Below are 22588 nucleotides of genomic sequence, written 5' to 3' on the forward strand. Positions count from 1 at the left end.
TAGTCTGAGCAACAAAAACGCCGCGAATAACTGATGGTGGACTTTTTTAATTGCAATGTATGCCCCTGTGCTAACTATTATATTGATTTCATTTTGCCCTGCTAGAGTTCCAGAAGCACTCAAAATTTTTGTCAAGTTAGCCTTTGCTTAGGGGCGGACGAGACGCCCACCCGACAAGAAGTAGTTGGATATTTTTTATTTGAAAGTCCCTAACTAAGGCAGTAGCACTCGACTACGGGGGCCGATCGCTTGTTTGGATGAAGTACAACTCTTGGCAGAATCCTGCGAACAAGCAGCTTGAGCAAGGGTTGCAGGGTTGACAACTACTTGATTGACCTCTAGGGAATTACCGTTACTGAATTCCATATTAGGTGTAGTAGAAATTGATGGAGAATTAGATTCAGATGTATACGTTGCAGGTGTCGAGGAAACGATCTCACTACCATCACCAACTGCGGATGTAGGAGCGATCGCACTACCATCACCAACTAAAGGTGCAGGAGCGATCGCACTACCATCACCAACTGCGGATGTAGGAGCGATCGCACTACCATCAATTACTAATGGGGGAATGGGTGTACTACCACCGCTACTTACTGGTGGGGGAGTGGTTGTACTACCACTACCAGTAGTTGGTGTAGGAGTTATGAGAGTTGCAGTTGCAGGTACTTTGATTTCTATTCTTGCTAGGGGTGAGTTACTCATTTCCAAAGATGTCACCTTTGGCGAACCTGGGAGATCGGATTTGAAATCAAAGACTGTGGGGGTTGCACCACCGTTGCGATCGCTATATCGGACTCCATATCCACTCACTTCAAAAGTACCCTGATACTGGTTTCCAGTGTTTGGATCGGTGACAGTACCAGTGTATAAGGCTTTTGTGAGATTAAATTCATCCTGAACTACTCCTTGAAATGTGGTTCCTACCAATTGTCCCTGGTATTTGTAGGGCCTCAACTCACCGCCAGAGAGAATCGGCGAAGTGAGAACACCATTAAAGGAGACAATCGGAATGCCTTTAAAGTCAACAAAATAATGCAAACTACCATCAGCACGTGTTTTTACCTGCACATAGTCTGACTTGTATATAGGAACGTAATTAGGATTGTTCTTAGTACCTAAGTTCCGCGAGTAAGTCCCCGTGTCGTCTGTATCAACACGAGTAATGCTTTGATTGAAATTGGGATTATTTCTGGGGAGTTGGATAGTCCCTGATAATGTGCCAGTGCTTTGAATTGTGATTTGAGCGAAAGCGCTTGTTCCACCTAAACCGATGATGACTGCGGCTAAACTGCTGCTGCTAACAACAACACAACCCAACTGAACTGATGAATTTAATTTCATGAAAAGTTTGCTCCTTTAATCACGTATAAAAAAAAACACGCATGGTTTTTCTTTGCTCCCACTAGGCAATGAAAGCATCTAACACTGAATTAATCAGTACAAAATAGCGTATTTTATTACATTTGCATCAGTACCAAATTAAAACCGGAAACTTGCTCTTAATGTTCCAACGATTAATGCATCGTTAGCAGCATTGTGATCGGGATTGAAAATAACGAATAAGCCTGGAGTCAAGGCGATATTGTCGCTCAGTTGAGCGCGGTAAAAAACTTCTACGTGAATTGATGTGTCACTACGTCCACCTGCTGTCCCCCCATCAGAAAAGTTGGGAAAATTGAAGCTGTCGGGTAAAGTACTGGAAGTAATTTTGGGCGGTTGTCCGACAAGAACACCCCCTAAATTACCAGAACGCAGCAAATTAGGAAAAGCCGCGAACACCATCCAGTTAGTAGTTTCTACACTTCCAGAAAGGTTAGATGGTTTGGAGGAAGTAAAGCCACCCCAACCGCCCAAATGCAAGTTAGGGTTAATTCGCCAAGCAACGGTAGCGCCAATGGCTTGGGTATTGAAAGCTGTAGGATCTGCAAAAGGTGAAATCAGTTGAGAATCGCCAATACCACCTCCCAGTAAGCCATCTGGGGAGTGGGAATAGAGATAATGTACGCCGACATCAATGTTATTTGTGGGTGCTAAACTTAACTGAGCGCCAACAGTATATCTACCGCCAAATAGTCCGCCCTGGTTGATGTCGCCAGGAAAACTGGGAATTTCCGCACTATAAACGCCTTGCAAACTAATGCGATGCCTGCGGCGGGCTACGCCTACGCTAATCTGCCAGTCAAAGCCTATACCACCAGTGCCGTTACCAATACTTAAAATCGGGTTACGCTGACCAAATAGAGAAATTGCACCATCGCTAGAACCTTCTAAAGGGCTAATACCGCGAAAGGTGTTGATTGGGTTGACTCCCGCCGTACCTACGACAATTCCTAAGTTATCCGACAGAAGAAATCGATAAGATAAGTCACTAATAACTAGATTGTTGTCTGTATTTGACTCGAAACCCAACCGCCCCATATTAGTAGATAACAACGATGCAGTAGAACCCAAATTACCCGCAGACAGCCCTGTTAACAGCAAATCTCGCCCTGTAAATGAAGTTGCTAAGGTTAGTTGGACGCTACTTGTGAAAGTCAGATTGGTTTTTCCCTGACGTTCAGGTACTCCATCTCTAGGAAACAAATCGATATCAGGGCTATTGGTTCCCTGAACACTAAAAATGGCTTGACCAAATAATCTAGTAGTCGTGGAAAACTGATTACCTTGTAATTCACTAGTCCGGGTTTCCACAGCCTCGATACGCTGCTGTAATTGCTGCAACTCTGATTTGAACTCGCCTTGCAACCTTTGCAGCAAGATTAAATCTTCATTATTAACAGTATTAATTTTATTGTTAGCGATCGCATCGTTAATCTTCTCCAAACAAGCATTTAAACCAGCCGCAAATTCATAACGGCTAATACTACGATTCCCCAGATAAGTCCCATCAGCGTATCCCGCAATGCAGCCATAGCGTTCTACTAAAGACTGCAAAGCACTAAAAGCCCAGTCGGAGGGTTGCACGTCCTCAAGTTGCGATACTGAGGTGACTTGAGATATTGGGTTGTCTGAGTCTGAGGGATGAAGAGATTGGGAAAATTCTTCTGTGCTTTCCTGGTTCTGTACAACTTCTGTTACAGGTTGAATATCTTTTAATTCAGGTAAGTTAGGGAAACTGATGAATTGAATTTTTTCTCTACTTTTTCTAAGTATATTTTCGGACTTATTTTTTATAGCTGACGAGGTGGTTATATCTGGTTGCACGAATTCAGGTGGTGTAATTTCAGCAGGTGAGACAACTTGAGATAAATTATCCTGTGTTGACTGCTGCACCGGATTGTCTGACAGAATTACGGACTGTTCTGGTAAATTGAGCGCAGATATTGGCACTGTTGCCAGCACACTCGCCATCAGTAGACTCATATCACTCCTGGTATTTCATTTGACTTGCACCAATACTTCTTTTGACAGATAAAGTTGGTGTATATCAGGAATTTTTTTGAAAAAAAAGTGATAAAAATTACTGTCTATCCAAGAGGCATCACCGTGTCAGTGGGAGAATGAAAGAGCAGAGGAGAAGTTGCAGTAACTTTTTCCCCTCTGCACCTCTGTCCCTCTACCCAATGCCCCAAATAGATTATTCTGGCTCGCTACAATACTTATTCATCTGATTCACTAATGTATCTGACTGTTTGCCAAGAGTTGTAGCTGTTGTCAGTGCTGAGTCAATATCGGCTCTCGCCTTTTGGATTTTTTCTCTCCCAGATTCTGAGGCTTGTGCTGTCTTGGTTGCACCAAGCGCCCTACCTGCCTTAGCGATCGCTTGACTAAGATTTTGAAAAATCTTCACAAAACCGCTTTGAAATTCTTTCAGCTTCGGATCTTTTAGCTTCAGTTCTCCAATGGATTTAGTCACAAAGTCTAAATCTTTAGATAGCTGTATGCTAGTTATCACTTGCGTTCCTTTATTTTTATCAATTAGAGAAGTTCCAGCATTCACAACTCGAATCAGTCGTTGGCACTGAGAAACTTTATTGTCGCTGCAACTAGTAACGCATAAAGCAATACTTAGGCTCACAGGAGCAAGAACAGTATATTTATGTGAAATAGACATTAACACCCCAACAGCAATCAAACCCACAATATAGTATCCAATATTACGAGTAAAAGAGGTATTTGGGCGAATAGCAGGAGGTTAAAATACAGCCTTTGCCCTGACTGGCTCCTAGCCTGGGAGGCTCTGCCTCTAGTGGCTTGACCAGAGGCAGAGCCTCTCAGAATACATTCCCAGTCTGAAGACTGGGAACGAGGTTACACAAGCCTTTGGGCTTTTCTTAGTGCCATTGGTGCATTGGGTATTAGGCATAGAGAAGAGGTGGAGACAAGGAAGAGACTTGTTCAATAATTCCCCCAGTCCCCAGTCCCCATTCCCCTCATCTGAAATCACCAATTTATCGGTAATCCCAACTGGTCTAAAGTAGCACCATCTTGTAACAGTGGTTGAATATCGCTGTCTATTTGAATACGACCACCAGACAGTACCAAAGCGCGTTGAGTGACTCTGCCTAACCAATTTAGATCATGGGAGGCAATTAATATCACCTGCACGGGTAACTTTAATAATACTTGCGCCAAATGACGCCGCCATGCTGGATCGAGACCGTTAGTTGGCTCATCCAAAATTAGAATTGTTGGTTCTAGGGCTAAAATCGAGGCTAAGGCGGCTAGGCGTCTTTGTCCGCCAGAAAGTTCGTGGGCGGAACGATTGGCGTACGCTTCTAGACCAAAATCAGCTAATAACTGTCGGGCGCGATCGCTAGCTTCTGCTGGTGACATCCCATAGTTACGTGGCCCAAAGGTAATATCTTCTAAGATAGTCGGCATAAATAGTTGGTCGTTGGCATCTTGGAAGCTAAAGCCAATTTGACGACGCACTTGGGGTAAAGTTTGCGGTTCTACGGGGATGTCATTAATGGTAATTTTCCCTGTTTGCGGTTGTTTTAAGCCGATTAGGTTCTCCAACAAGGTACTTTTTCCAGAACCTGTTGCTCCCATCAATGCGACGCGATCGCCTTTGTTCAAGGTAAAAGATATTTCCTGTAATACTGGCTCCTGGTGGGAATATGCATACACCAGGTTCTCAACCTCGACTACAGCTGCATGGGGATTATGGGTTGATAATTGGGGATTAGAAGTTAATGATTTCAAAATTTACAAACTCAATATGTAAGGGAGTAGAGACGCGATTAATCGCGTTTTAGAGAGAGACGCGATTAGTCGCCTCTGTAGTCGGGAGTGGGTTAAATTTTGTAAGAAGTTAGGGTTACGCTAGCAGCGATCGCCCAAGCTAGTAATAGGGAAAAACGTTCTTTTGGTCTGAGGGTAGAATCTATGGGTAATTGTCCGTTGTAACCACGAGCTACCATTGCCGCATAGACTCGCTCTGCCCGATCTAGACTACGGAGATACAAAGCTCCAATCATGGCAGCACTGGCATAGCGCAACCATCCCGTAGTTCCATTCAGACCGCGTAGTTGGGCGCTGCGCCGCATTCGTGTTACTTCTGAGAGTAAAATTTCCATATATTGCCCAGCTAATAACAAGTTTTCCTTTAAAGGTGCTGGTACAGGTAAGGTTTTAAGGGCAATGCCGAAACTGTGGGGCGGTAAGGTTAACAAAAAACTATTCATCGTCACCAGACAAACCAGCGAACGAACTAGCAAAAAACTGGCTCGTTCCCATCCCAAGGGCAATGCTAGCAATGACAAAAAAATCAATTCTGTGCCGAGTAATCCTCCCAATTGGCGAATTGGTACGCGCAAGAAGCAAGCCCATAAAAGTGCGATCGCGCCATATACACTTAGTCCATACCAGGCATGATGCTTTAATAAAGCTGCTCCCACCACAATCACTAGAGACAGTTGTAAGCGTAGCGGTAAGGAAAGTTTAAGCATTCTTCGGTTTCACTACCTTGGCAATTCCAAAGGCAACAGCAAAGCAAACCGCAGCTCCCACCAGTCCAGCAATACTAGTGCCAATTGGCCCCAAACCCTCAATTCCATAGTCAGCTAAAGGAGTCGGGACAATTATCCGTACTTTCTGGGCTAAGTCGAGGAAGCCTGTATTTTCGGCAACTTTCTCCAAACCATCGGGCCATGCTGAGGCAAAGAGTGACAATACTCCCGCGATCAAGAAAATGGTGACAATGGGCACTGACCAGCCGCGAAACTCGTGCTGTTCGCCTGGTAACAAATCTGGTCTGGCTCTGGCTAGATAAGTCAGCACACCCCCGGTAATCATTCCTTCGCCAATGCCAATCAAAATATGCACACCAGTCATAGCTGGTAAAACTATCGCTACCGGTGCAGTTCCTGAGAGGGCTAATTCAATGGCACAAACCACAGCAGCTACTACTACACTCACACCAGCTGCGATCCCAGCAGCCAAGGGTAAGCGCCCTTTAGACCCCCCAAACAGCCGTTGTAAGGTTTCGGTTAAAACCCAGCCAACCCAAACCCCAACTACTGCCATGTTAAAAATATTTGCTCCTAAGGCTGTAATGCCACCATCAGCAAATAGCACGGCTTGAATAATTAAAACTGTGGCGAGACACAATGTTCCTGCCCAAGGACTGCCCAAAACGATCGCAGCTAAGGTTCCCCCTAACAAGTGACCACTAGTACCTCCTGCTACTGGAAAATTGATCATCTGGGCAGCAAAAATGAAGGCGGTGGTTAGTCCCAATATCGGGGCACGACGAATCCCAAAAGCCTCTTGCGATCGCCCGAAGGCAACAAACAGCGCTGCCGCACTCGCTAAACCAGTAGCCCCTGCCACCGGAATAGAAACAAATCCATCAGGAATATGCATGATCTACCCTGTATTCTTAGAGGTTCATTTACTCAAAACAATGCGATAAAACTACGCCATCATTTTAATAACAAACAAAATTTTTATGTTTTTTGCAATGCTCTATTGGGGGATTTTATCGTGTTACTTTTGACATATTTACAATACAGTTTTTACTAAATAGTATACTTATTTAGTAACTTATTAATTTTTGTTAAACTTATTTTTTATCCTGCTAAATGTTGACAAATCTGGCAAAACAGACTGCACATATCTAGTCTCATTTGGTTAATTAAATTACTTTTAAAAACAAGTAATAGTGAAACATTAACTTGCCTCTTACCTTATGGAGTCGTTCGTTTTTTCCAAAATCAAATAGGAATTTATAGCTGCTCTTACAATTGAGAAATGATTATATTTATCTTATCAAAAAATTATTTTGATTTTTCTTTGTTTTTTTTTGTTTAATTAATTCAATACTTCTTGCATCAACAGATAAGTTTTTCCGGGCGTAACAAGCTCATGTTATCAGCATTGGCACTTTCTTTTTCCCTTGTAACAATAATAATTTATAAGCATATTTCCGAAATTTCCGATATTCTATATTAAATTAATATTTTTTATCGTATAAAAAATCATTTAAATTTGCTTATTAAACTGTATATTTGCTGATTTAGTTAACTTATACATAGTACAGTATATTGCTATAACAACACTTAAGTTTCAGTATATTATCATAAAAACAAGGGGTAAAATGTAAAATTTAGATGAAATTTGGGAAAATACTGTCAATCCTACTGTGAGTCTAAGTGCAGGAATTACTAAACCTTCAGAGCAGCTAACTATAACAAAAGTATTCCTCAAGTTTTGAGTAATTAGGTTCAGTCAATAAAGTCAGCAGATGTTTGCCTCTATTTTTCACAGACTTTACACACCCCCGTTTTGCAATTTGGAATATGAAAACAAACTCATCCAACTCGCTGTTAACAGTATCAACTGGCCCGCTAAAGATTTCAGAGTTGCCTCCCAACTCCGTGGATACAGGTGATGATTATATTCATCTTTCTCTAGTAATTCCTACTTATAAAGAACGTGACAACATCAAGAATGTAGTCGGCATATTGAGTCAATTACTTGATGAATCTATTGCAGGAAAGTATGAACTAATAATAGTAGATGATGATAGCCCAGATCGAACCTGGGAAATAGCGCAATCTTTGATGACAGAATACGCCCAGTTGCGGGTGATGCGACGCCAACAGGAGCGGGGGCTGTCCTCAGCGGTGATTCGTGGGTGGCAAGCATCTATGGGCAGTGTGTTGGGGGTGATTGATGGAGATTTACAGCATCCACCAGAAATACTCATACAACTATTGCGTAATATTGAGCAGGGAGCAGATTTGGCAGTAGCTAGCCGTCACGTAGAAGGAGGCGGTGTTAGTAGTTGGAGTTTTGTTAGGCGTTTCTTGTCTCGTGGCGCTCAGTTGTTAGGCTTGGTGATCTTACCGGAGGTATTGGGCAGAGTTTCTGACCCGATGAGTGGTTATTTTATGGTGCGCCGGAGTGCGATCGCAGGTGCAACACTCAATCCAGTCGGATACAAAATTCTCCTAGAGGTAATCGGCCGGGGAAAAGTAGACCAAGTTGCCGAGGTTGGGTATGTATTTTGCGAACGCAAAGAGGGCGAGAGTAAGGTGACATGGAAGCAATATATAGATTACATCCACCACTTAGTGCGATTGCGGGTTTCCACAGGGAAGGTAGGACGATTGCGTAGAAAAGTCAATTTCCCAGTTGGTCGATTCCTCCGGTTTGGGTTGGTTGGCTTTAGTGGGGTATTTGTGGATATGGCAATACTTTACTTACTCAGCGATCCTACTACCTTGGCTTGGCCGCTGACGCGCAGCAAAATTATTGCGGGTGAAATTGCGATTTTAAATAATTTTTTCTGGAATGACGCTTGGACATTTGCTGATGTCAGCGCCAAACAGCAAGAATGGCAGCAACGCCTGAAGCGGTTTATGAAATTCAACGCCATTTGCCTTGCTGGACTGGTATTGAACGTACTGATATTAAATTTAATATTCAATTTTATTATTCCTAACCGTTATATTGCCAACTTCATTGCGATCGCAGTTGCTACCATCTGGAATTTCTGGGTTAACTTGAAACTTAGCTGGCGCGTCACAGACGTGAAATAATCACAACGAGGGATTTGAGATTTAGACTTTTGTTTTTAGATTTTAGAACGAACTTAAATCTCAAACGTCAATCTACAAATCCATGAGTGTGAGGCCCGGCAATGAGAGTTCTTTTCCAAGGTGCATTTTATTTTTACAAACAAATTATCTCGTTGCTACCCGTCTACGCTACCCATTTCCTGCCTCTGGCAGATAAAAACTCCAGCTCACAACACAAGCATTGGCATAATTGGCAGACTCGTTTTCGTCCTTCCTGGGTTCATCTCTTACCGATCTTAATCTGGTTGATCGTCGGCATCAGCTTACGTCTAGTCAACTTGACTGCAAAGCCTCCTTGGACTGATGAGTTTGCCACCTTGGTGTTTAGCTTGGGGAATACTTTTTTATCAGTACCCCTAGATCGAGCGATCGCACCTGATATCCTATTACAACCACTGCAACCAAACCCAGCCGCTACTATTGGTGATGTTATTCATAACTTAGCTACACAAGATAGTCATCCACCACTGTATTTTGTGCTGGCTTACCTGTGGATGAAATTATTTCCTAGCGATGGAGGATTAGTATCGCTGTTTGGTGCGCGATTGCTACCAGCGATAATCGGCGCTGCCTCTATCCCGTGTGTTTACGTTTTAGGTAGAGTAGCGTTTCGTTCGTCATTAGTGGGACACTTGACTGCTGCGATGATGGCAGTATCACCTTATGGCGTATTTTTAGCACAAGAAGCGCGTCATTACACTTTGGCAATCTTATGGGTAATTGGTTCCCTCACCTGCTTAGTAATTGCCACACGTCATATTCAAAACCGCACACCTTTACCTATATGGGTAGCACTTTTCTGGATAGAAATTAATGCTTTAGGTATTGCTACTCATTATTTCTTCACCCTCACCCTTTGCACAGAAGTCGTAGTTTTGATTTTTCTTGCTTGGCTTCAATTGCAAACTAGCAGCAAATTTTCTCTTTTCTTCTCTCCTCCCTGGCGGCGCATCTATGCCGTTGCTATAGGTACTTGTGTGGCGGGTTTAATTTGGATACCAACCTTGTTAGAGAATGAAAATCGTGGTGCTTTGACCGAGTGGATTCGAGGTTCGCGCATTGGACTAGATTGGTTAAGCCCAATTTTTCAAGCTTTAGGAACATTGATTGCAATGATTTCTCTATTACCAATTGAATCTTCTCAAGCTTTGGTTGTGATTCCTTCTGGATTGGTGATGCTGACTTTCTTTATTTGGGCAGTACCAATTTTGCTGCGTGGAATTAAAATTCAATTACAGCACCGAGAAAGCCGGATGATGATTCAGGTGCTTGCTGGAGTAGTTATCAGTGCGATCGCTTTATTCTTTATATTTACGTACTTTTTGGGTATTGACCTCACCAGGGGTGCTAGATATAACTTTGTTTACTTTCCGGCGATCGTTGTTTTACTAGGAGCAAGTCTCGCAGTTTGTTGGCATCCTCCCCAGGAATGGACGGAAACAGAGCCAGGGAAAAATGGGATAACAAACATAGGTAAATGGGGAATAAACGGGAAAAAAGCCGTAATATTAATTTGGTTAATGGGATTTTTCAGTGCAGTTACAGTAATTTGCAATCTCGGCTATCAAAAATATTATCGTCCTGACCTGTTTGTGCAACTAATTCAACAAACATCCCCAACACCAGTACTGATTGCCACCACCCACAAAACTTATGTACACACTGGGGAAATGATGGGAGTTGCCAGGGAGATTAAACTTGCAAATTCACTTCAAAATCCTCTGTTTCTCCTAGCTCATCAAGATCGAGATCCGAATGCCTCCACCATTGCTCTGGAAAATACTTTAAAAAAACTACCACGACCTTTTGATCTGTGGCTGGTAAACTTTCACGCACCCGTAGCAGAAACCGTGAAAACATGTGTTATGTCTAATACTCAATCTTTGCCAAGCATAGATGGTTACGAATATGAACTTTATCATTGCCAATAAGTTGGGGAGTGGGGACTGGAGACTGGGGAAGGTGGGGCCCCCTCTGGGGATAAGGGGTAATGGGGACTAGGGGGATGAGAAAGATAAGAAGGAGAAATATTGAACAAGTTTCTTCCCAATCCCCACTTGCCCTGAGCGAAGCCGAAGGGATGCCCAATGCCCAATCCCCAATGCCCAATCTATATGCATCTTGTGGAAGTTCCTCAAATATCAATATTCATAGCAGACTAAAGAAAGAAGAAGAAAATATATCTGACACGTTTTCAAGCAGCGAAGGCTGTAATTAGTTAAGGAGGGTTTATGCGTGCAGTATTGATGGCAGGGGGTTCAGGAACGCGGCTTCGCCCGTTAACTTGCGATCTGCCGAAACCGATGGTGCCGATTCTAAATCGACCAATTGCCGAACATATTATCAATCTCCTCAGACGACATCAAATTACAGAAGTTATTGCAACATTGCATTATTTACCTGATGTCTTGCGAGACTACTTTCAAGATGGCAGCGATTTTGGCGTCCAGATGACCTATGCTGTCGAAGAAGATCAGCCTTTGGGTACGGCAGGCTGTGTGAAAAACATTGCCGAACTTCTTGATGAAACTTTTTTAGTTATTAGCGGTGATAGCATAACAGATTTTGACCTGACGGCAGCGATCGCATATCACAAACAAAAACAGTCAAAAGCTACTTTGATTTTAACCAGGGTTCCCAATCCGATTGAATTTGGAGTGGTGATTACCGATGAGGATACACGGATTCGGCGATTTTTAGAAAAACCCTCTAGTAGTGAAATTTTTTCTGATACCGTTAACACTGGTACTTATATTCTTGAACCAGAAGTTTTGGAATATCTGCCAGCAAATGTTGAATCTGACTTTTCCAAAGACTTATTCCCTTTACTACTAGCAAAAGATGAGCCAATGTATGGTTACATTGCTCAAGGTTACTGGTGTGATGTTGGTCACTTAGATGCCTATCGCGAGGCTCAGTATGACGCGTTAGATCGAAAAGTGCAACTAGATTTTGCCTATAAAGAAGTCTCTCATGAGTTATGGGTAGGTCAAAATACTTACATCGATCAGACAGCTGTGATTGAAACTCCAGTAGTGATTGGTGATAATTGCCGCATCGGGGCAAGAGTACAAATTGAGGCAGGAACCGTAATTGGAGATAATGTCACTATTGGCGCTGATGCTAATCTCAAACGTCCCATAGTCTGGAATGGGGCATTCATTGGCGACGAAGCAGCTCTTTCTGCCTGTGTGATTTCCCGTGGCGCTCGTGTAGACCGCCGCGCTCAAGTATTAGAAGCTGCGGTTGTAGGTTCGCTTTCTACGGTGGGAGAAGAAGCTCAAATTAGCCCCGGCGTGCGTGTTTGGCCCAGTAAAAAAATTGAGTCAGGGGCAATTTTAAATATTAACTTGATTTGGGGAAACACCGCCCAACGGAATTTATTTGGTCAACGTGGTGTCCAAGGATTAGCTAATATCGACATCACCCCAGAATTCGCTGTGAAATTGGGAGCTGCTTACGGTTCTACCTTAAAACCTGGTTCTAAGGTAACGGTTTCCCGTGACCAGCGTAATGTCTCTCGGATGGTGACGCGCTCGCTGATTGCTGGTTTAATGTCAGTAGCTGTTGACATTCAAAACCTCGATGCCACAGCTATCCCCATCGCCCGCACGGTTATACCCACAATGTCGGTAGCTGGTGGTATCCACGTCCGGGTACATCCCGACCGCCCTGACTACATTCTGATTGAATTCATGGATGCAAAGGGCATTAATATCTCCAAAGCCTTGGAAAAGAAAATTGAAGGGGCTTACTTTAAGGAGGATATGCGGCGGGCGCTAATTCATGAAATTGGCGATGTGTCTTACCCCAGCCAAGTGAATGACCGCTACTGTACTGCTTTTGAAAAACTTTTGCATGTTCATACACTCCGCAACAGCCGCGCAAAAGTGGTGATTGACTATGTTTATGCCGTATCGGGGGCAGTTTTACCCCAAATGTTGGATAAATTTGGTGCTGATGCAGTGGTGCTGAATGCCAGTGTCACTAAAACAGCGATGTCTGTAGCTGACCGCGAAGGACTGCTGACTCAGTTAGGTCATGTAGTGGAGGCATTGAAAGCTAACTTTGGTGTGCAAGTATCAGCTAATGGAGAACAGCTAATTTTAGTTGATGAATCAGGCTACCCAATTCGTGGGGAAATGTTAACAGCACTGATGGTAGACATGATTCTGACGGCTAACCCCAGAGGAACAGTAGTTGTACCAGTTCATGCTTCCAGTGCTATTGAACAAGTCGCCCGTCGCCATGATGGCAGAGTGATTCGCACTAAAGCCAACCCTACAGCTTTAATGGAAGCTTGCCAGAAAAACCCGAATGTGGTACTGGGAGGTAGTGGAGAGACTGGTTTTATTTTCCCGCAACTGCATCCGGGATTTGATGCCATGTTCTGCATTGCCAAGATAATTGAGATGTTGACTATACAGGAGCGATCGCTTGCTGCTGCGCGGTCAGAATTACCTCGTGTAATTCACAAAACTTATACAGTTCGCTGTCCGTGGACAGCCAAGGGTGCTTTGATGCGTTACTTGGTGGAAACTCACCCAGCGCAAAATCTAGAATTAATTGATGGAGTAAAAATTTGTCAACCCTATGATGACAGTTGGCTGTTAGTTTTACCAGATGCTAGCGAACCACTGGTGCATTTGTATGCAAATAGCAACGATCGCGAATGGGTAGATGAAACTATGAGAAACTACCGCACCCGTGTCCAGTCGTTTGTGGAAAGACAACAAGAATATCAACCAGCCGAAGTTTAATTCGTAATTCGTAATTTGTAATTCGTAATTGAATTATTTAATTACGAATTACGTTAGCGTAGCGGTAGCGAGTCCGCGAGCGTCATTAGCAATTACGAATTATGTTGGGGGGGTTTTAAATTCTCATTGAGAGCATTCTGATAAATTTTTCTCAGCGTAATTGCAATCAAAATAAATTAAAGCTTCCCTAGTAGAATCGAATTCTGGAGTTGTGCTATATGGGCTACTTGTTGGACTTGCTTCATATAGCCAAATTTTCAAATAGTAATTACTATTATCATCTGTAGACCATAATTCATAACGGTAATTACCTCCTGCTCCCTGACTATTTAAGTAGTCAGCTAGTGCCGTATTTGATGTAGACACAAAGCTCAATACACTCAAAACCGGAATTACAGCTAGTTTTAGTATTTGGATTAATTTCATAAATGCACAAAAAACTTACTCCCTCTAGCTTCTTTTACCGAAGTGATTTTTGAAACCAGTAATTATCAGGAATGTTTTGTGAGGATATCGTAAGGTACTTAATCTTTCAAGACGCGATTTATCGCGTCTCTACAAGCTTTATCGATATTTTTAGCAGCGATCGCACTATTCTCTTGCAGAGTGCATTATTCACTTTTAATATTAAAATACAGTAAGTCGATAAAGTTATTGTACTTTAGTCGACCAAAAAATGGCGTCACATAACTCCTCCAAGATCGAGTCTTGTAGCGCTTTTAGCCTAAACTCTTTTGTTCAGACGTTCATCTCAACTACTTCTATTCGAGTAAGTACGAGGTTTCTGACCAATTAAGGTACGAGAATTCTTGCTGCCTCGTCTAGTTTTCGGTTTGGTTACTGAAAGTCTTAACAAAAGTTTACTTAATTAAATAAAAAAGACTCTCAATAAGTCTGGTAGTATATCTTCAGAATTATTGAGACTAATACTCATTAAGTGAGTCATGTATTTCAGCTATTTGCAAACTTTCTGAAAAGATAACGCTTTTGACTTGCGTGGCAGTTCAAACACTGGAGTCGATGCCCTGATGGGTAGGGAACGCTGGATTAACCAACCTCTCAGGGCAACTTTTCTACATAGCACACAACTATTCATTTATCAGGTGTCAATATGTCAAAAAAAATTGGTTTGTTTTACGGTACTCAAACTGGCAACACTGAATCTGATGCTGAAAAAATTCGGGATGAGTTTGGTGGTGATGTTGTAACATTACATCCCATTTACGAGGCGGATACTAGCACTTTAGATGATTATGACTTGCTGATTATTGGCTCTCCCACTTGGGATATTGGTCAACTTCAGAGCGATTGGGAAGGCTTTTTCTCCGATCTGGATGAAATAGATTTTAGTGGTAAGCTGGTTGCCTATTTTGGTGATGGAGATCAATACGGCTATAGCGATAACTTCCAGGATGCAATTGGAATTCTGGAAGAAAAAATTTCCCAACGAGGTGGTAAAACTGTTGGTTACTGGCCAACTGAGGGATATGACTTTGAGAATTCTAGAGCCTTGAAAAATGGGAAGTTTGTTGGTTTGGCACTTGATGAAGGTAGTCAATCTGAGCTAACAGATGAGCGAATTAAAACTTGGGTTGCTCAGTTGAAGACAGAATTTGGTTTGTAGAGATTTGGGGCGCACGGCTAGCTGTGCGCCTTTATTGAAATTGATAATTTGGAAGTTATAGGTATTTATGTCTGATTCATTTGATGTTTTATGGTTAAGTGCCAGTCCTGTTTTACAGCGTTTTGATAAACCATTACTTGAACATTTATCTAGTTATATAAATGTCGCCCAGTGGGAATATCAGCAAACCAAAGATGAAGCCAGTTGCATAGATCAAGCTGTGGATTTGGTGTATGACTTTTTAAAATCGCGCGATCGCCCTGTGCATTTAGCGGGACATGGGATGGGTGGTGCGATCGCCTTAACCTTTGCACGTCGATTTCCTCAAAAAGTGCGATCGCTGACTCTGCTGGCTGTTGCAGCTCAACCTGCAAACAATTGGCAAGCTCACTATTACTTTCAACGACAACTTTTTAGCATCAGCCGTGAGTTAGTTTTAGCAAGTAGCGTTCGCAGTCTTTTTGGAAATCAACCACCTCATACTACTAAGAAGTTAGTAGCTGCTTTAGATAAAGATTTAGAACAATCTCCATCATCACACTCTTTATTTAAGTTGGTTTATTTACCCAAGGGTGGAGTTTCTATGCCAATGATGGTATGTGGTAGCAAGAGCGATCCTGTAGTCAACCCTACTGCATTGCATGACTGGTTAAATTGGTTGAAGCCAGAAGATAGACTCTGGGAATGCCCACAAGGGTATCATTTTTTTCACTACTTCTATCCTCAACAGGTTGGCGAAGAGATTTTGAGTTTTTGGCAATGCCACCATCCGCATCTACTGGAAGCATCTGCATTATCTTTTAGCACTTCTACAAATTAGTAACTTTGAGAGTGCGATGTCTGACGACAAGCCTTACGGCTACGCACTTGTTAAATTTGAGGGGTTTTGGGGTGCGTAGCTTGCCGCCGTAGGCATCGCCTTTGGTGTTGGTGCTGCGTAGGCGTAGCCCGTCGTAGACATCGCTAATCATTTTACCGCTAATTATTGATGGTTCATCCTTTCAAGCTAAGTGTAATCATTCGGATAGGCGATCTCGAAAATAAAAGCGATATAAATTACAAAGGCATTGAACTTTATTTTCTTTAAATTCAATTAAGCCTAGACTGCGTAATTTAAAACTTTGTGCAGAGTCTAACTTCACAGGAATATCACTCTCAATCACTTTTTTCATCGCTGCTTTTAACAATTTATCTTCTTCCAGTAGTGAAAGATAGGGATGTAAAAAGCCTCTAAATAATCCCTCATCAGTAGGAGCAACTTTCAGAAATTGTTCTAAAGTTAAATTACCTGTGGCAATTTGATAAAGAGCAGTCCTTAATAAATAAGGATGACCATCAATCATTCCCCTTAATTGTTCGATTTGTGTCTCTGACCAATTTAATTTATGTCGTTCGACTAATTTTTTTATTTGTGTGACGTTGAATTCTCCAATTTCGATAGATAAACCCACATTAAAGGGGGATTGATTGACATTTAAGGAAACATATACTTCTTGAGAATGAGCAATTACTAAACGCAATTTTTGCCAGATTTCTTCGTTTTTACCGTTTTCATGCCAAGCTCGGAGTAGAGCAAAAAATTCTTGAGCAATTTCGGGGTAAGGAAAAATTTTGTCAATATCATCTAAGCCTAATACTAGAGGAACATCAATATTTTTTAATAAATAGTCTTTTAAATAATTAGTGCAGTTAACTTGACTGCTTAAGCGTTTTTTCCAATATTTATCTATTTGTTCTTCTAGCCCCAATTCATAACTCAGAGTTGCACAGAATGCCTGTAAGAAATTATTGAGATCGGTAAAATTTTCTTTACTCCATAAATTAAGAGAAACTGTGCGATAACCTTTTTGTTTACTATGCTCAAGAATGCGGCTCATTAAAGAAGTTTTACCCATCTTTTGCGGCGCTTTGATGCGGATTAACGCCCCTGGTTGGAGGATGGATTCATAACATTTAATTTCCACCTCTGGACGCTCGATATAAAAGGGGGAGTTAAGAGGAACTTGACCATCAGGATTTTCAAAAATCACTGAGGAGTTATTCTGTTTTACTTTTGGTGTTGATTGTTCAACAATGCCTAGATTAATTAGCAATTGTTGCTTAATAAACTGACTCACTCCCTTGTAGACTAAATTCTCTGTTGATTTTGGCTTGGTGATAGAAAGATGATCGTCATCTGTAGCGGTAGGTTGGATATCTTTGATACCTGGGTTAGCGCTATCTGGGTCTACAACTAAAAAACCTTGAGTGGGTTTCGTTTCATAATAAACTTTTGTAGTAATTTCTAAAAAATCAACATTTTGCCGATACCACTCGTTAAGTTGACGCAGTTGGGGAATATGTGCTTTCAATTCATTAACACTAACAGAGGTTCGTGCCAAAATACCAATTTTATCGATTAAGTTAGCGAGATGAGAACCAGTGTGAGGAGTGGATAGAAATACAATGCCTTTTGTCTGTTGAATTACTGCTTTCTTTTGAAAAGTCTGAGCATTACGCAGCATTTCTTTGACTAATAATCCACCCATACTATGAGCGATAAAAATTATTGGGTATTTTCCAATATCAGAAACTTCTAAATATTCTTGTAAATTACTAGCTCTATTAAAGAGTGGCATTGTTGAACCTCTCCACTCAAAGGGTTCAGCTTTGTAGCCAAAAGACCAAATACCTAAATCTGGTCTTTCTTGTGCAAGCCACGTTAACCAAAAATTATCATCGTCGCGTCGTTCTTGTGGATGCCAAGTTCCGCGTGCGTGACCACCTAAGCCGTGAACAAAAATCACATCTCCGCACCGCTTTGGGTTGTCACATCCCGATATTTTGATTAAACCAGTCATCTCTGCGGGTTCAGGTTTTGGGGTTTTATTAAAAAAATTGTTAAAGGGCATAGATATTATGGGGAGAATTAGAGAATGACAAATTCTTCTTATGCCACGGCCACAGCGCGACTTAAAACTAGGATACAGCTATTACGTCACTACTCGGACTACAGTGTACACACAAGTCGTATCACCCCCCTTAATCCCCCCTTATAAAGGGGGGAGATGAGATTTCCGGTTCCCTCCCCTTCACAAGGGGAGGGTTAGGGTGGGGTAAAACCTGTCTTCTTCAGCTATTTTCAGACTTATGTGTACACCGTAGCTTAAAAAGGGGGGAACTTCTAAAGCCCCCTTTTTAAGGGGGTTGGTCGATGTGAGTGCGTAAGTCCTAAAAGTGACCATCAACGGGCATTGAATACGCTGCGGTATATTCACGCCAACCCAAAAGCTGCGGGAATGCAAGAAGGCTTTTTCTATGATTTTAGTAATTATGGAGTCTATGACCGACTTGGGGATGATGGTTTAACAACTTGGCATCCGGCTTTTTTGGCGTTGGGTAAAACTTTGAATGAATGTGCTGCTAAATATCGGGGTTTTTGTAAAAAGTACAAACCAAAAGCGAAAACAGAAAAACGCTATTTTTGGGGTAATCAATTTTTGCCTAAAGTAATTAAAGGCAAAGGCAAAAAAGCATCACCAGGACAGATGCGATTGCCTTGGGATAGTTGGGAAGCAAGTAATCCAGAAATTGTTGATGTGGCTGATAAATTTATTTTTGCTAATTGTTATAATCCGCAAGTTGCAGGGATGATTTTTAGAAATCACAATTAATGATTTTAGATGAAGATAGGAGCAGTGTCTCTATTTATCACTCTTTGATGTCTTTTTTAGAGGAATTTGCTACTTACTGGTAATATCAGCGACTCTAAATTAGCTCTTCTCAATTCCCTTTGTGTTGTTTGTTTTTTTTCTTTGGGTTGTGCATTGCCTAGTGCCAGATATCAAATCTCCCAAAGCCTTATTACTGCGTGGAAAATATCCCAGTAATAAATCTTTACAAGTCTCTGAAAGCCTTATCTGTTACAATTTACAAGTCTCTGCATGAAGAAAGAAGTAACCCCCAACCAATACCCGTCATTCAAACCACCCCACGCCCGAACTTGAACTTCCACAACGAAACCCACGCCCACCCAATACGGGAGTTCACCCCTCATACTCATAGATATCTCATTCTCACCCTCTCTCGTGAGGTTCATGGGTAATTCCTCATAACTTCTCCACTCCCCATCCTGTCCTCTCCATCCCACACTTTTTGTATAATCATTATACCTTTTCTCGTTCCAATTTTTCCATTCACCCTTCTCCCAATCATAATCGAGAGAATTTCCACTAGCCAAATATATTTTTTTCTGGACACTATAACCAAAATACCCCTTAGAGTTATTAACCCAAAGTGTATCTAGTTGTTTTAAATCCTTACAATTAAAGTTTTTGATATCAATTAAATCTAAATAGCCTTGTTCTTCCTTTCCTGCTAAATAGAGAATAAACTGCCAATGTTTTGAATTTGCTTCTCTCCATCTTTGTTGCTTCATTAAAGAGTCTAATTCATTCAATAAATGTTCCTTTAAAGATTGATCATAAACTGGATTTGAGCCGTCTAATTCTTTAAGTTGACGATAAAGCAAAGCCACAATATCAGCATTGCCATTGTAGAGAATATTTTGAGTAAATAATTCAACATTAGATTTCAACTTAGATTTTAGACTGCTGAGATGCTCAAATGCTTTCTTGTAATCAACTAAAGACTTAGCTTTATCTAAGTGACCTTTAACATAGTATATATAAACTAAGGTAGCCAAATAAATTGGATTATGATCAATTTGAGTTTCTATTTTTAAGAATTTTTTTAGACTCCTAGACAAAATGTCAGCATTTTTTAAATACTCTGTTTGATTTAGCTCTTTTTCTTCATCAGCTAGGTATTGATACCCTAAAAGCAGCGCACTATCTAATAAAATCTCTTTTAGCTTGGGATTCTCAATTTTATCTTGCAAAACCAACCCTGCAATATTCAAAAACTGATTCGCTTCGTTTATTTTTCCTTTTTGTTGCAGTTTAGAAGCCACTGCTGATAATTCCTTAATTTTAGCAATAGATTGATTGATTTCTTTTATAGTTATTTTAAGGGTTTCCAAGTCCCTAGATGCACTCTCTAGTTGCTTTTCTGCTTTCTGTTTAGCTTCAGCCTCAATTTCTCTAGCTCTTTCTGCTGCTTCCTTTTCTTTCCTTTCTCTTTTTAATTCTGCCTGTCTTTCTGTTTCTACTAGTTCCTCTTTTCGCTGTAGTATACGACTAGCTGCTAAAAAGTCTTCATCTTGAAAACTTAATCTTTTACCCTTTGCCCAAGCTTCGGCTTCTGCTAAAGCATTTACTCTCAATAACCGAGACTCATCTTGTTTTCCTGATAAGATCCACTGACGATAATTCTCTGCATAAGGACGCAAACTGGCTAAAGTTCTCTCAATCCATAAGTTGTCAAAAATGGTTTGATAAATTAGGTTATAAACCTTTAATTTTCTCTCATTTTTAACAACAATTCCCGCTAACTGTAAATCACTCTGTTCAATACTACTATCAATATCAATTCCGCCTGAGTGCCATACTTGTTGATATAAATCTAATAAATATGCTGCTTTCTGTTCATCTCTTTTTAAAATCCTATTCCGAATCGTTCTAAAGTGTTCCGGTTCATCTTGAGATTCCCAATTCTGAATCACTCTATCTCTGACTAAATTCTCTACAAAAGGAGCTTCTTCACCTGGGGGAATTACAGTTGCAGATTTTCGGACAAATTCACAGACTTTCTGAGTTAAAAAGGGCTGTCCTCCAGTCCAGTCTAAAATTGCTTTGAGTACGGCTTCCGGGTTGCTAGTTTGTCCAGATAATCCGTTGATTAAAGGTAAAGCTTCTGCAAATTCAAATCCGGTTAACTCAATTCCTTTGCCAATATTAAAAGGAGTGCGCTTTTTATCTTGAATTAACTCAGAAGGCGTGGCGACTCCCAAAAGCACAAAAGTAATGCGTTGATATTCAGGATTATCAACTCTTTGATTAAAGAAAGCTCGAATTAAAGCAAAAAAATCATCAACCGGAAATTTTAAACTGAGAATACTATCAACTTCATCTATAAAAATAACAATCTGTGTGGAAACTAAATTTAGTAATTTGTCAATAAATTTACCAAAAATCTGCACATCAGAAAATCGGGAATTTTCTTCCCATAACTTATCTATATCAAACTGCTCACCTAAGTTTAAACTTTCAGAACCAGCAATAGTATCAATAATCCCAGAATACCATTGTTCAGACTTTAGCCCTGATGTCCCAATTGCGGTTAAATCAATAGATACACAAGCAATTCCTTCACCCTGTAACCTTTGCATTGTGCGGACACGCAAACTGGATTTACCCATTTGTCGAGAGTTGAGGACAAAACAAAACTCTCCAGCTTTCACAGCGTTATACAAATCTGCATCAGCCTTGCGTGTGACGTAGGTAGGTGCATTAGCAGGAAGACTACCACCAAATTGATATTGATAATCTTTGGGAATAGGCGAGTTCATAGTCATACTCTACATGCCTAATACTCAGGTGATATGTCAATTAAGACACAATATACTACTAGAAGGCTGAAGTTTCTTTCATAAGTGCATGAAAATTTTGATTTACCAATTAAGAGAAGCAAGCTACAACTTAACCTACAATATCAGGCGATCGCGTAGCCCAGAGCAGGCATCGCACTTTTGATCTCAATGTCTGAGCCGTCCCCCCGATGCCTTGGCTACCGTGTATACACAAGTCGAATTACCCCCCTTAATCCCCCCTTATAAAGGGGGGAAATAAGAAATCTTGTAATCCCCCCTTATAAAGGCGGAAAATAAGAAATCTTGTTCCCTCCCCTTTATAAGGGGAGGGTTAGGGTGGGGTAAAACCGAGATTTATCAACTACTTGAGACTTGTGTGTACACGGTAGCCTTGCTAAGGGGGACTACAGGGGGGTTAAAACGATCTCAAATTCTCACGAATGATTTAGGACTGCTATATAAGCAACAGATACCTCAAAGTCGTGTTGAGGTACTTCAAAGTCGTGTTGAGGTACTTCAAAGTCGTGTTGAGGTACTTCAAAGTTGTGTTGAGGTACTTCAAAGTCGTGTTGAGGTACTTCAAAGTCGTGTTGAGGTACTTCAAAGTTGTGTTGAGGTACTTCAAAGTTGTGTTGAGGTACTTCAAAGTTGTGTTGAGGTACTTCAAAGTTGTGTTGAGGTACTTCAAAGTTGTGTTGAGGTA

At 41.2% G+C, this 22588-nt stretch carries 17 protein-coding genes; 6 read left to right on the forward strand and 11 right to left on the reverse strand.

Going from position 1 to position 22588, the window contains the following annotated elements; genetic code table 11:
• Positions 1-213 precede the first annotated feature (213 nt).
• The 6 genes from V7L12_RS09755 to V7L12_RS09780 form a co-directional block, all read right to left on the reverse strand.
• Entirely contained in the window at positions 214-1344 is a 1131-nt protein-coding gene (locus V7L12_RS09755) for a hypothetical protein (protein WP_335084137.1), read from the reverse strand.
• 138 nt (positions 1345-1482) lie between these two features.
• Positions 1483-3366, reverse strand: coding sequence for an iron uptake porin (locus tag V7L12_RS09760; RefSeq protein WP_335084138.1), 1884 nt, complete (start codon positions 3364-3366; stop codon positions 1483-1485).
• A gap of 214 nt (positions 3367-3580) precedes the next feature.
• Positions 3581-4057 (reverse strand): hypothetical protein, encoded by a 477-nt coding sequence (locus tag V7L12_RS09765; protein WP_335084139.1) that lies wholly within the window; start codon positions 4055-4057, stop codon positions 3581-3583.
• Between the two features lie 329 nt (positions 4058-4386).
• On the reverse strand, positions 4387-5151 hold the full coding sequence (locus V7L12_RS09770; RefSeq protein WP_335084140.1) for an energy-coupling factor ABC transporter ATP-binding protein: 765 nt from the start codon (positions 5149-5151) through the stop codon (positions 4387-4389).
• A gap of 92 nt (positions 5152-5243) precedes the next feature.
• The gene (locus V7L12_RS09775; protein WP_335084141.1) at positions 5244-5897 is read right to left on the reverse strand and encodes an energy-coupling factor transporter transmembrane component T family protein; all 654 of its coding nucleotides are present in this window, start codon (positions 5895-5897) and stop codon (positions 5244-5246) included.
• Positions 5890-6813 carry an energy-coupling factor ABC transporter permease gene (locus V7L12_RS09780; protein ID WP_335084142.1) on the reverse strand — a complete coding sequence of 308 codons (924 nt, stop codon included), beginning with the start codon at positions 6811-6813 and terminating at the stop codon, positions 5890-5892. Before V7L12_RS09780 ends, V7L12_RS09775 begins: the two co-directional genes overlap by 8 nt.
• Positions 6814-7748: 935 nt before the next feature.
• Here V7L12_RS09780 and V7L12_RS09785 point away from each other — a divergent pair.
• From V7L12_RS09785 to V7L12_RS09795, 3 genes are all read left to right on the forward strand, one after another.
• The gene (locus V7L12_RS09785; protein WP_335084143.1) at positions 7749-8993 is read left to right on the forward strand and encodes a glycosyltransferase; all 1245 of its coding nucleotides are present in this window, start codon (positions 7749-7751) and stop codon (positions 8991-8993) included.
• 101 nt (positions 8994-9094) lie between these two features.
• Positions 9095-10963, forward strand: a complete 1869-nt coding sequence (locus V7L12_RS09790; RefSeq protein ID WP_335084144.1) for a glycosyltransferase family 39 protein — start codon at positions 9095-9097, stop codon at positions 10961-10963.
• Positions 10964-11263: 300 nt separating this feature from the next.
• Positions 11264-13792: a mannose-1-phosphate guanyltransferase gene (locus V7L12_RS09795; RefSeq protein WP_335084145.1), complete on the forward strand. Its 2529-nt coding sequence runs from the start codon at positions 11264-11266 to the stop codon at positions 13790-13792.
• Positions 13793-13915: 123 nt separating this feature from the next.
• Here V7L12_RS09795 and V7L12_RS09800 read toward each other — a convergent pair whose 3' ends face one another.
• Positions 13916-14218 (reverse strand): hypothetical protein, encoded by a 303-nt coding sequence (locus V7L12_RS09800; protein ID WP_335084146.1) that lies wholly within the window; start codon positions 14216-14218, stop codon positions 13916-13918.
• A 685-nt stretch (positions 14219-14903) separates the two neighbouring features.
• On the opposite strand from V7L12_RS09800, the gene fldA reads away from it, so the two are divergent.
• Positions 14904-15416, forward strand: coding sequence for a flavodoxin FldA (gene fldA, locus V7L12_RS09805; protein WP_335084147.1), 513 nt, complete (start codon positions 14904-14906; stop codon positions 15414-15416).
• A gap of 67 nt (positions 15417-15483) precedes the next feature.
• The gene (locus V7L12_RS09810) at positions 15484-16236 is read left to right on the forward strand and encodes an alpha/beta fold hydrolase (protein ID WP_335084148.1); all 753 of its coding nucleotides are present in this window, start codon (positions 15484-15486) and stop codon (positions 16234-16236) included.
• On the opposite strand, the gene V7L12_RS09815 is transcribed toward V7L12_RS09810, so the two are convergent.
• Positions 16226-16387: a hypothetical protein gene (locus V7L12_RS09815; protein ID WP_335084149.1), complete on the reverse strand. Its 162-nt coding sequence runs from the start codon at positions 16385-16387 to the stop codon at positions 16226-16228. The genes V7L12_RS09810 and V7L12_RS09815 overlap by 11 nt on opposite strands.
• A gap of 45 nt (positions 16388-16432) precedes the next feature.
• Positions 16433-18307, reverse strand: coding sequence for an AAA-like domain-containing protein (locus V7L12_RS09820; protein ID WP_335084150.1), 1875 nt, complete (start codon positions 18305-18307; stop codon positions 16433-16435).
• A 342-nt stretch (positions 18308-18649) separates the two neighbouring features.
• On the opposite strand from V7L12_RS09820, the gene V7L12_RS09825 reads away from it, so the two are divergent.
• Positions 18650-19069 carry a hypothetical protein gene (locus tag V7L12_RS09825; RefSeq protein WP_335084151.1) on the forward strand — a complete coding sequence of 140 codons (420 nt, stop codon included), beginning with the start codon at positions 18650-18652 and terminating at the stop codon, positions 19067-19069.
• A gap of 242 nt (positions 19070-19311) precedes the next feature.
• Here the strand turns inward: V7L12_RS09825 and V7L12_RS09830 are convergent, their stop codons facing one another.
• Both V7L12_RS09830 and V7L12_RS09835 read right to left on the reverse strand, forming a co-directional pair.
• On the reverse strand, positions 19312-21870 hold the full coding sequence (locus tag V7L12_RS09830) for an AAA-like domain-containing protein (RefSeq protein ID WP_335084152.1): 2559 nt from the start codon (positions 21868-21870) through the stop codon (positions 19312-19314).
• A 449-nt stretch (positions 21871-22319) separates the two neighbouring features.
• The coding region (locus tag V7L12_RS09835; RefSeq protein ID WP_335084153.1) for a hypothetical protein at positions 22320-22588 on the reverse strand (269 nt) is incomplete at its 5' end.

This window comes from Nostoc sp., assembly GCF_036918245.1.
In the GTDB taxonomy this organism is placed as follows: Bacteria; Cyanobacteriota; Cyanobacteriia; order Cyanobacteriales; family Nostocaceae; genus Nostoc.

Coding starts and splice junctions, on each gene's coding strand:
- V7L12_RS09765 (WP_335084139.1), bottom strand. CDS start 4,057: ATGTCTATTTCACATAAATATACTGTTCTTGCTCCTGTGAGCCTAAGT.
- V7L12_RS09810 (WP_335084148.1), top strand. CDS start 15,484: ATGTCTGATTCATTTGATGTTTTATGGTTAAGTGCCAGTCCTGTTTTA.
- V7L12_RS09790 (WP_335084144.1), top strand. CDS start 9,095: ATGAGAGTTCTTTTCCAAGGTGCATTTTATTTTTACAAACAAATTATC.
- V7L12_RS09830 (WP_335084152.1), bottom strand. CDS start 21,870: ATGACTATGAACTCGCCTATTCCCAAAGATTATCAATATCAATTTGGT.
- fldA (WP_335084147.1), top strand. CDS start 14,904: ATGTCAAAAAAAATTGGTTTGTTTTACGGTACTCAAACTGGCAACACT.
- V7L12_RS09795 (WP_335084145.1), top strand. CDS start 11,264: ATGCGTGCAGTATTGATGGCAGGGGGTTCAGGAACGCGGCTTCGCCCG.
- V7L12_RS09815 (WP_335084149.1), bottom strand. CDS start 16,387: ATGATTAGCGATGTCTACGACGGGCTACGCCTACGCAGCACCAACACC.
- V7L12_RS09775 (WP_335084141.1), bottom strand. CDS start 5,897: ATGCTTAAACTTTCCTTACCGCTACGCTTACAACTGTCTCTAGTGATT.
- V7L12_RS09755 (WP_335084137.1), bottom strand. CDS start 1,344: ATGAAATTAAATTCATCAGTTCAGTTGGGTTGTGTTGTTGTTAGCAGC.
- V7L12_RS09780 (WP_335084142.1), bottom strand. CDS start 6,813: ATGCATATTCCTGATGGATTTGTTTCTATTCCGGTGGCAGGGGCTACT.
- V7L12_RS09820 (WP_335084150.1), bottom strand. CDS start 18,307: ATGCCCTTTAACAATTTTTTTAATAAAACCCCAAAACCTGAACCCGCA.
- V7L12_RS09785 (WP_335084143.1), top strand. CDS start 7,749: ATGAAAACAAACTCATCCAACTCGCTGTTAACAGTATCAACTGGCCCG.
- V7L12_RS09800 (WP_335084146.1), bottom strand. CDS start 14,218: ATGAAATTAATCCAAATACTAAAACTAGCTGTAATTCCGGTTTTGAGT.
- V7L12_RS09760 (WP_335084138.1), bottom strand. CDS start 3,366: ATGAGTCTACTGATGGCGAGTGTGCTGGCAACAGTGCCAATATCTGCG.